At 62.9% G+C, this 11,877-nt stretch carries 8 protein-coding genes and 1 pseudogene; 7 read left to right on the forward strand and 2 right to left on the reverse strand.

The window, feature by feature from the left end; translation table 11 throughout:
- Positions 1-33: 33 nt before the first annotated feature.
- Positions 34-1,020, reverse strand: coding sequence for a hypothetical protein (locus ACWTPI_RS09760; RefSeq protein WP_454734127.1), 987 nt, complete (start codon positions 1,018-1,020; stop codon positions 34-36).
- Positions 1,021-1,346: 326 nt separating this feature from the next.
- Between ACWTPI_RS09760 and ACWTPI_RS09765 the strand changes: the two are divergent.
- Positions 1,347-1,481 (forward strand): annotated as a pseudogene (locus ACWTPI_RS09765) (IS5/IS1182 family transposase); the annotation flags it as partial.
- A 233-nt stretch (positions 1,482-1,714) separates the two neighbouring features.
- Here ACWTPI_RS09765 and ACWTPI_RS09770 read toward each other — a convergent pair.
- Complete coding sequence (locus ACWTPI_RS09770; protein ID WP_454734106.1) at positions 1,715-2,773, reverse strand: DMT family transporter; 1,059 nt, start codon at positions 2,771-2,773, stop codon at positions 1,715-1,717.
- A 113-nt stretch (positions 2,774-2,886) separates the two neighbouring features.
- Between ACWTPI_RS09770 and ACWTPI_RS09775 the strand changes: the two genes are divergently transcribed.
- The 6 genes from ACWTPI_RS09775 to ACWTPI_RS09800 all read left to right on the forward strand — a co-directional run bounded on the left by ACWTPI_RS09775 (position 2,887) and on the right by ACWTPI_RS09800 (position 11,809).
- Complete coding sequence (locus tag ACWTPI_RS09775) at positions 2,887-3,270, forward strand: hypothetical protein (protein ID WP_454740534.1); 384 nt, start codon at positions 2,887-2,889, stop codon at positions 3,268-3,270.
- A 96-nt stretch (positions 3,271-3,366) separates the two neighbouring features.
- Positions 3,367-4,701 carry a TolC family protein gene (locus ACWTPI_RS09780; protein ID WP_454731573.1) on the forward strand — a complete coding sequence of 445 codons (1,335 nt, stop codon included), beginning with the start codon at positions 3,367-3,369 and terminating at the stop codon, positions 4,699-4,701.
- The gene (locus tag ACWTPI_RS09785; protein WP_454731572.1) at positions 4,698-6,188 is read left to right on the forward strand and encodes an efflux RND transporter periplasmic adaptor subunit; all 1,491 of its coding nucleotides are present in this window, start codon (positions 4,698-4,700) and stop codon (positions 6,186-6,188) included. Before ACWTPI_RS09780 ends, ACWTPI_RS09785 begins: the two co-directional genes overlap by 4 nt.
- 19 nt (positions 6,189-6,207) lie before the next feature.
- Complete coding sequence (locus tag ACWTPI_RS09790) at positions 6,208-9,387, forward strand: efflux RND transporter permease subunit (RefSeq protein WP_454731571.1); 3,180 nt, start codon at positions 6,208-6,210, stop codon at positions 9,385-9,387.
- An 84-nt stretch (positions 9,388-9,471) separates the two neighbouring features.
- Positions 9,472-9,582, forward strand: coding sequence for a YHYH domain-containing protein (locus tag ACWTPI_RS09795; RefSeq protein WP_249361699.1), 111 nt, complete (start codon positions 9,472-9,474; stop codon positions 9,580-9,582).
- A gap of 535 nt (positions 9,583-10,117) precedes the next feature.
- Positions 10,118-11,809: a phage integrase family protein gene (locus ACWTPI_RS09800; protein ID WP_454731570.1), complete on the forward strand. Its 1,692-nt coding sequence runs from the start codon at positions 10,118-10,120 to the stop codon at positions 11,807-11,809.
- Positions 11,810-11,877: the final 68 nt, after the last annotated feature.

The raw sequence follows: 11,877 nt of genomic DNA on the forward strand, positions 1-11,877 counted from the left end.
GTTACAAATAATGGCCGACCAAGCGATGCCAAGTTAATTTCTTGCCATATTGTGTTGGAAATAGAGCGTTTCATCGCCATAGCGTGACGCCACGATTGGCGTCGCCAAAACCAACTGGCCCAGAAACTTGGCGTTCCCTGCAGGATCCCCCTCCATCAACGTATAGATATCGTAGATCGCCTGCCCGACTGAGAGTCCGGCCAGTTTGACGCGAAAGTCATCGGTGACAGTCGCATCAGCCATCAAGGCGCGAGCATAGGTGGTTGGTTTGAAGATCAGCTGGTACGGCACCTTGGGCGTGGCGATGCGCTCGCCGTTTGGCAGGGTACCGGCGAGATGCTCCAGCGTCAGTCTGCCGGGGTTGGTGTCTTTGGCACCAAATAATACGGCACCGCGTTCAAATCCACTTTCCAGCAGGCGCTTGGGGAACGCAACGGCAGGTGGCAGGATATTGCTAAAGTCTTGAGCAAAGTAGTTGTGCCCCACTTGTGCATCAATCGAATGCATCATTAGCAAATTGACCGATGGACGATCTCCATTAATGAAGATTTTCAGCGCCAGGCCCGGGATCGATGTGTTGGTGTCGGGCTTGTTTGCAAGAGAAAAACGCGCGATCGCACATTCTGCGCCGCTCTGGAAAATGCCTGTGTAGCCTTGCATTGCCTTTGGGCTCACGACCAAACGCACTCGCGCTTCTGCGCCGAAAGCGTGAATCAGTTTATGTCGTCCGGGCTCCAGCTCATCGCCATGCGATGTAAGCGCCTTCACCGAAAAGCTATCCGTCATCAACTTTAGCAAGCCGACAATCCCTGGACTAGTCAGTGGCGGCAGCTGGTCATAGCGAGAAGGAAGAATCTTGCCGTACCACATGGCGTCCGCCTTCTGACAGGCGGTACCTGAGGGGATCGCACGAATCGGCACGGACGCAAGGGGGATCTGTGCATCACTCTGACACCCAGTGGCTGCGATGGCTATCAATCCAATTAACCGGCTGCGTATTTCGGTTTTGAATAATTGCATGATGCGACGCCGCCTTCTGTTGTGATCAGTTTGACTTACTCCACGATGATGATTTCCCCTTGGCGAGACGAGCGCGGCTGCAATCGCACACTTCCCGCGATTCAGCGTGTGCAGTCCCCACAACGCGGCCCGCTGCATGGCGCTCGCTACGACTTGGGAGAGACAGCACCATCTCGCTTCTGGCCTGCCCAAACGGGTCTAGGCCAGTGCAGCACTAACCGAGATATTACGCACATGGGAACGTTGGTCTGTGTGGTAACGAACCAATGCTCGGCCATCAATGCTTGTAAGCGTTCTCATGCTGGTGCCAAAGGGATAAGTCGGAGATGAAGCGACAGATCAGTTTTGCGGAAGCGGAAAGCCGGGGAAAGAAGCGCGTAACTCATCGACAGCGCTTTCTGAATGAGATGGAAAGCGTGGTGCCATGGCAGCGACTGGTGGATCGGACTGCTAGCTTCTACTTCTCGCTTGCGTCGATTGATCGAGGCTAAAGCGGTAAAGCGATCGGAGAAGTTTCAGCGCTGCACCGGGGACCAGGACGCACGTATGTGTCGTGGACTCTACTGAGGCACGACTCAATTTCTGGTTCGCTCAACGGGTGGCCGGGTATAGTGCAATCGCCACGTCCAATGGTTGTGTCGCCAAATCTCATCGCGCCGAGTCGGCCATCGTTGGGCAGAGTCTCTGCAATATATCAGTGCGAATGCCTGTGATGAATGTCCGGGTAGTGGGGATGCTTGTGAACAATCGGGGCGTGTCGGTGGGCGTGCACGTGGGGTTCCTTTCCATCCCACGGAAAATCATGCTCGTGCTGATGGTGTTCATCGTGGCGATGCGAATGCGTATGTTCCATCGCGTCATGGGTGTGGTCGTGCTCGTGCCGTTCGCGGAGATGCAGCCAGACACCCAATGCCATTAGCGCTGCGGCGAGCCAGAACAGGACATTCGGCATCTCCGGCCACAAGAGGAAGGAGATGACCACACCGAACAAGGGGGCCACTGAGAAATAAGCACCTGTCCTGGCCGTACCAAGATGACGAAGCGCGATCACAAACAGCGCCAGACTCACGCCATAGCCGGCAAAGCCGATCACCATCGCCGAAGCGAAAGGTAACGCTCCAGGGAGCGTGCTGCCTGCAACCAGTGCGAATGCCGTATTGCATGCGCCCGCGACCAAGCCCTTCAGGCAGGCGATCAGGACAGCATCATTCGATGACACCTTCCGGGTGAGATTGTTGTCGACCGCCCAGCATCCGCAGGCGGCAATAATGAGCAGCGCACCTGGGGACAAGCTGGCAGCACCCGGCTGCCAGGAAAGAAGAATGCCCCCGGCAACGATGGCAATCATGCCAAGCACAATTTGCCGATCGGCGTTCTCCTTGAATACGGTCCAGGCGATGAGCGCCGTGAAGACGCCCTCCACATTCAATAGGAGCGAGGCGGATGCTGCGCTGGTCACGGCAAGCCCTGTCATCAGAAGTGCCGGGCCGGCCACTCCACCAGCCAAGATCGCTCCCAAAAGCCACGGAATTTCATGACGCGGAATTGGCGGTTGTGTCGGGGTCTGGCTGTCGGCCTTGCGTGTGAGCTTCCTTAGTAGCAGGAATCCGCCCAGGCCCAGGCCGCTACCCAGGTACAACAGGCCCGCCAGCAACAGCGGCGAAACTGAGCCCATGAGGGTCTTGGCCAGCGGCGTGCTTGCGCCGAACAGGAGTGCGGCAGCGAGCGCCGGGGCGGCGGAACGAACGGACATGTCAGCAATGTCATGGGGGAATGGTTGCCTATTGTCGCGCGTTTGCGCAGAATACGGGCCTGTTATCCATATTGCGAGTGCAGCGGCCTCCCCGCGGCACCGCTGCCTCGTTCGTGCAACGCCTTGTCTCGCGCTTCGTCGTCCGTGTGGTCACGCTGCTGTTCGTTCTGAACTGCGGCGCGACCTTGGCTGCGGCGCCGGCATGGCTTAACCACGAAATGGAACATGCGCTGGAGCACGCGCACGGCGCTGCCGGGCTGGAGAGCAAGGCCGACCTCGGCCAGCAACTCGCCGCTGAAATTGCCGTGCCCGATCACGACGACGATTCGGGCATTCCACATGGCGCGCTGCATGCGTTCGCCCAACTGCCTGCCACGCTGCATCAACATGCGCCCCTGGTGAGCGTGGAGCGCACTGGAACACCGCCATCGCATGCCGCGGCAGACGCCCTGACCGACCAGCCTCCTGGTCTTCCCTTCAAGCCGCCCCGGGTCTGACCCCGCCAGGCGCTTCCTTCTGCGCCGCCGCAGCCTATCTGCTGACGCGGCTTGCCCACGTCGGCTGCCCATTCCTGTCGCTTAACGAGTTCCGACATGGTCGCATTTCCGTGCCCACGCGGCCGGCGCGCGGCAACGGCCGCAGCATTTGTCCTGACGCTCCTGCCGTGCGCTTCGCATGCCCAGCCGTCTGATGCCGGCATCGGCGCTGCCGCACCCGCAGCTTCGATTTCCGCACAACCCACACTGACGTTGCCAGCCGCGCAGAGCCGCGCGCTGGCAGCGAATCCTTCACTCCTCGCCGCAGGGAAGGAGAGGCTTGCCTGGGATGGCACGGTTCGCCAGGCCGGGGCCTACGCGAATCCCGAACTCTCCCTGGAGGGCGACGAGTTGCGCAGCGACAACCGCACTGAGGCGATCCGTCTAATTCAGCCCATTGACGTAAGTGGAAAGCGACGGGCTCGTGCCGCCGTGGCCGAGGCAGGCAGGGACCGGACCAGCGCTACCCTGGCGGCCAGGCGCAGCGAGCTGCGCCTCATGGTTGCCGGCGCCTTCGTATCGCTGCAGGAGGCCGAGGCGCTGGAGCGCCTGGCGGGCCAGAAGCTGGAGACCATCGAGTCCTTCCGGCGTGCAGTTGGCCGCCGCGTGGACGCAGGCAAGGTGTCGCCGATCGAGCGGGAGAAAGTTGGCTCGGACGCTGGGGGCGCACTCATCGAGGCGCAGGACGCGAGGCAACGGACCACGCTGGCCCGCAGGCGACTGGCCAGCTTCTGGGCACGCACCGATGCACAGGACTTCACCACGGTCAGCGGGCCGTTTGGCGAGGAAGCAGCGTTGCCGGATCGCCAGATCGTTTTGAACGCCTTGTCGCAGCGCCCGGAATATCAGGCACGGCAGCAAGCCATCCGTGAGCAAGAGGCGCGGCTTGAGCTGGAGCGCGCTCGCCGGGTCGGCGACGTTACGGTTGCCGCGGGCGTCAAGCGGGTCCACCAGGCCCCCACGTTTGGCCGGCCCACCGCGCAGAATACGTTGATGCTATCCGTCGGCATCCCCTTGCCGCTGTTTGACCGGAACCAGGGGAACATCTACGAGGTGACCCAGCAGGTAGACCGGGCCCGTCTGGAAGCCGATGCCACACGCGACCAGTTGCTGCTCAGGGTCCTCGAGCTGTCTGACGGCATCGCGCTGGCGGCCAATGAACTCAAGACCCTGCGCGAGGAGGTACTTCCCGCCTCGCGTGAAACGGCCCGTGCGGTCATGAAAGGCTATGAGTTCGGCAAGTTTTCCTACCTGGAAGCACTGGACGCGCAGCGTGCCCACTTCCGCAACGAAGCTCAGTACATCGCCGCCGCCGCGCGGTACGAGCGTCTGAAGAACGAAATCCTTGAATCTGCCGGTAGCCCAGCGGCCAACCCGGGAGCGCAACCATGAACACCAAATCTGCTGTCGCCCTGGCTGTGGCGACGCTCCTCATCGGCTCGTTTGCCGGTTTTCAACTCGGAGCTCGCAATGCAGGCAGTCCGACTGAGTCCGCTCAAGCCGCGCACGGCTCCGAGGCGCCAGCCGCGGAAGCAGCCAAACGCGGCCCACATGGCGGGCGGCTGCTCGAGGATGGGGCGTTCCAGGTCGAAGTGACGATCTTCGAGCAAGGCGTCCCTCCACAGTTCCGGCTCTATCTGTATGAGAACGGCAAGCCGCTACCGCCCAAGGCTACGCAAGTGGCGATTTCGCTGCAACGCCTGGGCCGGCCGGCCGAGCCCATCGCTTTCCATGCCGAACGGGACTACCTGCGTGGCGACAAGACCGTGGTCGAGCCTCACTCGTTCGATGTGACCGTGTCCGCCGACCACAATGGCAAGACGTCGCGCTGGCAATACTCGCAGGCCGAAGCGCGGGTCGAGATGGGCGACGCGCAGTTGAAGGAGGCGGGCGTCAATGTACTGATCGCGGGGCCAGTCCGCATTCGTTCCGTCCTTGAGCTGCCCGGCGCGATCAAGCCCAATGGCGACCGCTTCGTGCCGCTGCTGCAGCAGTTCAATGGAACCGTGGTGGCGGCGCCAGTTGGGGAAGGGACGCACGTCAAGCGTGGCGACACTCTGGCAGTTGTGGAAAGCCCTGAAGTCGGCGACTTGCGTAGCACGCTCGCCGTCGCCCGAGACAAGGCGGAGCTGTATCGGCGAACACTCGAGCGGGAAGAAAAGCTCTTTGCCGAGCGCATTTCGCCGGAACAGGACGTGCTCGCAGCGCGGCAAGCCTATCGCGAAGCCCAGATCACAGCAAACGCCGCCGCACGTAAGCTGGAGGCGATGCGCGTGACCGCCGGCGGCGGCGTCAACGTGGCCCGCGTCGAGCTGCGCGCCCCCATTGACGGCGTGGTCACGGGGAAGTCAGTAGCGCCGGGCCAAGCCATTGACGCTGGCACTGTGCTGATGTCAGTCGCGGACACTGCCACGGTCTGGGTCGAGTTGCCCATTTATCCGAAGGACATGGCCGCCGTGCGCCCGGGCCAGACTGTCGTCATCAAGGCGAGCGACGGAGAGACCGAGGCGCAGGGGAAGGTAGAGGCAGTCAGCGCGGTCGCCGGCGAACAGACGCGCACGGCCACGGCGCGCGTTGTCCTTCCCAACCGCGAAGGTGTGTGGCGTCCGGGCACTCTGGTCAATGCTGTACTGACCACCGACGAGCAGGAAGTCGCTGTCGCGGTGGACAAGAGCGCGATCCAGACGGTGCGCGACTGGAAGGTCGTGTTTGGTCGGTACGGGCAGTACCTCGAAGCCCGCCCGCTTGAGCTTGGGCGTAGTGACGGGAAGATGGTGGAGGTGATCGAGGGCCTGTCAGCCGGCGAGAAGTACGCAGCCGGCAACAGCTTCACCGTGAAAGCCGAGCTCGGCAAGGCCGGCGCGACGCACGACCACTGAGGCCACGGGAGTCCCCGCCATGTTCGACAGATTGCTTCAATTCTCCATCCAGCGCCGCTGGCTTGTGATGCTGGGCGTCCTCGCCCTGGTCCTGGTCGGCGTCGCAAGCCTCCTGAGGCTGCCCATCGACGCGGTGCCTGATATCACCAATGTGCAGGTGCAGATCAACACGCGCGCGGAGGGATATTCACCACTAGAGGTCGAGCAGCGCATCACCTTCCCAATCGAGACGGTGATGGCCGGCCTGCCGAGTCTTGAGGCCACGCGCTCGGTTTCGCGCTACGGGCTGTCCCAGGTGACCGTGACCTTCAAGGACGGCACTAACATCTATTTCGCCAGGCAGCTCGTCAACGAGCGGATAACCGAGGCCCGTGAGCGGCTGCCGGCCGGCGTTACTCCGGCGATGGGGCCGATCGCGACCGGCCTGGGCGAAATCTTCATGTACACGGTGAAGGCTCGCCCCGGCGCTCGCAAGCAGGATGGCTCCGCCTATACCCCGACCGATTTGCGCGAGGTCCAGGACTGGATCATCCGGCCGCAGTTGCGCACGGTAAAGGGTGTCACCGAGGTGAACTCAGTTGGTGGCTTTGTCAAACAGTTCCACGTGACCCCGGACCTGACAAAGCTGGCCGGATTTGGCCTGACCCTTTCGGACGTCTCGCGTGCGCTCGCGGAGAACAATGCCAACGTCGGCGCCGGATACATCGAACGCCAGGGCGAGCAATACCTGGTTCGCTCGCCCGGTCAGGTGACGTCCCTGGATGACCTATCGGCCATCGTCATCGAAACCCGCGGCAGCACGCCGATCCGCATCGGCGATGTCGCCACGGTGCACCTGGGCCAGGAGCTGCGCAACGGTGCGGCGACGGAAAACGGTCAGGAAGTGGTGCTGGGAACGGTCTTCATGCTGATCGGCGAGAACAGCCGCACTGTTTCGTCCGCCGCCGCCGCCCGGCTTCAGGAAATCATTGCCAGCCTGCCCAGCGGCATAGTCGCGGAACCCGTGTACGACCGGACCACCCTGGTGGACCGCACGATCAATACCGTCAGCAAGAATCTGCTTGAGGGGGCCGCGCTCGTCATCGTCGTGCTCTTCGTACTGCTCGGCAACCTGCGCGCCGCGATCATCACCGCAATGGTGATTCCGCTCTCCATGCTGTTCACGATTACCGGCATGGCGAGCAACGGCATCAGCGCCAACCTGATGAGCCTCGGGGCTCTCGATTTCGGCATCATCATCGACGGTGCCATCGTTATCGTCGAGAACTGCATCCGGCACCTCGCGGACGAGCAGCGCCGACTGGGGCGCCCATTGACCCGCGACGAGCGCTTTGCCCTGGTGTTCAAGTCTTCGCGCGAGGCGCGCAAGCCCATTCTCTACGGGCAGCTCATCATCATGGTGGTCTACCTGCCTATCTTTGCCTTGTCCGGCGTCGAAGGAAAGATGTTCCATCCGATGGCGCTCACGGTGGTGCTGGCGCTCGTCGGCGCCATCATTCTGTCGGTGGTTTTCGTGCCTGCCGCCATCGCCATGTGCCTGACCGGGAGCATCAAGGAGAGCGAAGGCAGGGCCTACGCCGCGATCAAGCGGTTCTATGCCCGGCAGCTCGATCGCGCATTGGGCAAGCCAGTTCTCACCCTCGGGATCGCCGGCGCCATCCTTGCCGGAAGTGGAATGCTGGCGGCAAGGATGGGCTCGGAGTTTATTCCCAGCCTGAACGAAGGGGACATTGCCTTGCATGCCCTGCGGATTCCGGGCACCAGCCTGTCACAGGCGATACAAATGCAGGAGGCGCTGGAAAAGCGCATCAAGGCGTTTCCGGAGGTGGATCGCGTTTTTGCCAAGATCGGGACGGCCGAGATCGCGACCGACCCGGTGCCGCCAAGTGTGGCCGATAACTTTGTCATCATGAAGCCGTCATCCGAGTGGCCGGACCCGCGCAAGCGCAAAGAGACCCTGGTTGCAGAAATGGAGCAGGCTGTTGCCAAGATTCCTGGCAACAACTATGAGTTCACCCAGCCTATCCAGATGCGATTCAATGAGCTCCTGTCTGGCGTACGTGCCGACGTTGCGTTCAAGATCTTTGGCGATGACATGGAGACCCTGGAAGGCCTGGGCAAGCGTGCCGAGGCGCTACTGGAATCCGTGCCGGGCGCCGCAGACGTCAAAGCTGAGCAACTGACGGGCTTGCCCGTGTTGTCGGTGAACTTTGACCGGCAGAAGCTCGCACGCTACGGTATTTCTCTGGCGAGTGCACAGCGGGTGGTGAACACAGCCATTGGCGGGCAGGAAAGCGGCACCTTGTTCGAAGGCGATCGCCGCTTCGATATTGTCGTGCGCCTGCAGGAGCATGTTCGCTCCGACCCCGACAAATTGCGCTTGCTGCCGCTTCCCGTGCCGGGCGGAGCGGCGCGCTATGTGTTGCTTGGGGAGGTAGCCACGCTGGACGTGACACAAGGTCCCAACCAGTTGAGCCGCGAGAACGGCAAGCGCCGGGTGGTCGTGACCGCAAACGTTCGCGGCAGGGACCTGGGCTCGTTCGTCCTGGAGGCCCAAGCGAAGGTTGCCGGCGGCACCAAGTTGCCTGCAGGCTATTGGTCTAGCTGGGACGGTCAGTTCGCGCGGCTGGAGTCCGCTGCCAACCGGCTTAAGATTGTGGTTCCCGTCGCGCTTGGTCTGATCTTGGTGCTGCTTTACGGCATGTTCACAAGCGTCAAGGATGGCCTGTTGGTATTTACCGGCGTGCCGTTTGCATTGACGGGGGGTGTCATTGCCCTGTGGCTGCGCGACATTCCCTTCTCCATCTCCGCTGGCGTGGGCTTCATCGCGCTGTCAGGGGTGGCGGTGCTCAACGGTCTGGTGATGGTCTCGTTTGTCCGCCAGCTCCGAGCCGAGGGGACGCCGCTTGACGAAGCGGTCAGGGATGGCGCATTGCTTCGTCTGCGTCCGGTGTTGTGCACCGCGCTCGTGGCTTCGTTGGGCTTTGTACCGATGGCGATCGCCACCGGTGCGGGGGCCGAGGTGCAGCGCCCGCTCGCCACTGTCGTCATTGGCGGCATCCTGTCTTCGACGTTCCTGACCCTGCTTGTCCTGCCATTGCTCTACAGATGGGCGTATCGGAACGAGGCGGAGGAACGCTCGCAAACAGAACGTCTTGCCCGTGGCATTGCTCCACCTTTGGGGGGTGTGGGAGATTAGGCCCCACGTGCTATGGTCCGGGAGCCGGCATAGAACCGGCTTACCAACGGGAGACGAACGATGAAGAAGCTTGCGACGGGAATCATGGCATTGGCGCTGTTTGCAGCAGTTGGCGCTGCGAATGCCCACAGCGGTGGCACAGACAGGCAAGGTTGCCACGTAGACCACAGTACTGGCATTCGCCACTGTCATTGAGACGGTTGAGCACCTTCGCGGAGGTGCTCAAAGCCTTTGCCTCTCTGGTTCACAAGCCGGCTGACGCGCTGGAAGTGGAATGGAGTCATACGGATCGGATTGGGCGCTACGAGGAAAGTCGACCATTTTCTCGCAAGGGTGTTTTCCCTCGCATCGCTACGTCGACGGCACTCTCCTGGGCGCAGCCGATCGCAGCGGCAGAGAATGTACTTGGGAAAGAATCGCCCAGATACGACTAACAAGTACAAGACTCAAGGGCAAGCTGCCGAAAGTTTCGATCCCGATAGCACAATGGGCTCATCGTCGCAGCAGTGCTGGAGGGCATCGCCTTGCTCCATTGGTGGACGCCAGACTTCCCCCAAGGTAAGCACCTTCCGGCCGCTATCCGGTAGCCGCGCGTCTGGCAAGCACCACCCGGCTGGTTTCTTTCGGACGGCCGCCAAGATGGCGGGCATCGCATACTCCAGCAGCACTATTGCGATAACTCTTCTTATCGCAATAGGTTCATCGATACACTAAACTGGTAGACATGAAAATGCTGCCAGCCACCCCCCAGACCAATCAGGCGCCTCCTGACTTCCCCGATGCGGCTTCGCTGGCCGCCCTACGCGCCTGGTACGAAGGGCTATCGGCCCGCGACGCGGTGGTGCGCTACCTGGGCGAGCGCAAGGCGAGCGGCCAGTCCGGGCGCGGCATCCTCGGCCACATCCGGCGACAGTTGTCCGATTTCGCGCGCCGTCGGCAGCGCCAGGACGTAGCCGCCTTGTTCGAGCACGGCGCGGCCGAGCGAGTCGGACGGGCTAAGGCAATCAGCCAAGCGGTCGACTTGCTGCGCCGCTTGCCCCCGCCGCAGCCGCAGGTCGGCGACGACATCGGGTTATGGCTGCCGCTTCGTGCCGTGCAGGCGCTGCGCGCGCACGGCATCGAGACGCTGGCGGACCTGACGGTGCGCATTCCGCGCCGGCGTCGCTGGTGGACGGCGGTGCCCGGCCTGGGCCCGGCGAGCGCCCGGCGGATCGAGGCCTTCTTCGCCGAGCACCCGCAACTCACCGAGCGCGCCCGCGCGCTGATCGCCGTGGCGGACCGTGGGGTGATCGTGCCCTGGGAGCACCTGCGCCTGCCCCACGAAGTCGATGGCTCGTCGGGAACCTTCCGCGCCCCGCGGCAAACCTGCACCCTCGGCGCATCGAACGACTACGCGGCGGTCCAGGCCTGGCTGGCGTTGCACGAGTCACCGGCCACCCAACGGGCCTATCGCAAGGAAGCGGAGCGGCTGATCCTGTGGGCGATCGTCGAGCGCGAGCGTCCCCTGTCGTCGCTGACCACCGAGGACGCGATTGCCTATCGCACGTTCCTGCGTCGGCCGACGCCGCACAAGCGTTGGGTGGGGCCCCCTCGACCACGCACCTCGCCCGAGTGGCGCCCGTTTGCGCAGGGCCTGTCACCGCGTTCAACGGCCTATGCCTTGTCGGTGCTCGGGGCCATGTTCCGGTGGCTGATCCAACAACGCTATGTGCTGGCGAATCCGTTCGCCGGCATCAAGGTGCGCGGCAGCGCGCGTGCCGCGCCGCTGGATACGTCGCACGTATTCACCGAGGGGGAATGGATGCTGGTGCGCACGCTCGCCAACGGACTGGAGTGGTCCTATGGGTGGGAGGCGCCGGCGGCCCAGCGCCTGCGATTCGTGCTCGACTTCGCGTATGCGACCGGCCTGCGCGCCAGCGAACTCGTCAGCGCAACCCTGGGTGGCATCGACATCGATTCCCATGGCGACCACTGGCTCAGCCTGGTCGGCAAGGGGGCCAAGGCGGGCAAGGTGGCGCTGCCGCCGTTGGCGCGCGTGACGCTCGACCGGTATTTGGTCGAGCGAGGCCTGCCCGTTACGCGGGCACGCTGGGACCCGCATACCCCGTTGATCGGCGGCCTTGGCCAGGACCCGGCCGGCGGCATCACGGGCACGCGACTGTGGGCCGTGTTGCGACGGTTCTTCGTGCAAGCGGCAAAGTTGATCCAGGCCGACCACCCGGTTGCCGCCGGGAAGCTGCGGCAGGCCAGCCCGCACTGGATGCGGCACACGCATGCGACCCATGCGCTGGCGCGCGGCGCGGAGTTGACGACGGTCCGGGACAATCTGCGGCACGCGTCGATTTCGACGACCTCAATCTACCTGCACGGCGACGAGGTGAAACGGGCACGCCAAATCGGGGCGGCGTTCTCCGCTCCCTAACGACTTGGGGTGTGGGCCAATTGGGGCGGTCAGCGAATCCTTCGCTTATATCGAAATGAAGTAGTTAT

Source organism: Cupriavidus ulmosensis, assembly GCF_977008105.1.

Excerpts from the sequence above, each read along its gene's own strand:
- ACWTPI_RS09760 (WP_454734127.1), bottom strand. The coding sequence starts at position 1,020 with ATGCAATTATTCAAAACCGAAATACGCAGCCGGTTAATTGGATTGATA.
- ACWTPI_RS09770 (WP_454734106.1), bottom strand. The coding sequence starts at position 2,773 with ATGTCCGTTCGTTCCGCCGCCCCGGCGCTCGCTGCCGCACTCCTGTTC.
- ACWTPI_RS09780 (WP_454731573.1), top strand. The coding sequence starts at position 3,367 with ATGGTCGCATTTCCGTGCCCACGCGGCCGGCGCGCGGCAACGGCCGCA.
- ACWTPI_RS09785 (WP_454731572.1), top strand. The coding sequence starts at position 4,698 with ATGAACACCAAATCTGCTGTCGCCCTGGCTGTGGCGACGCTCCTCATC.
- ACWTPI_RS09790 (WP_454731571.1), top strand. The coding sequence starts at position 6,208 with ATGTTCGACAGATTGCTTCAATTCTCCATCCAGCGCCGCTGGCTTGTG.
- ACWTPI_RS09795 (WP_249361699.1), top strand. The coding sequence starts at position 9,472 with ATGGCATTGGCGCTGTTTGCAGCAGTTGGCGCTGCGAATGCCCACAGC.
- ACWTPI_RS09800 (WP_454731570.1), top strand. The coding sequence starts at position 10,118 with ATGCTGCCAGCCACCCCCCAGACCAATCAGGCGCCTCCTGACTTCCCC.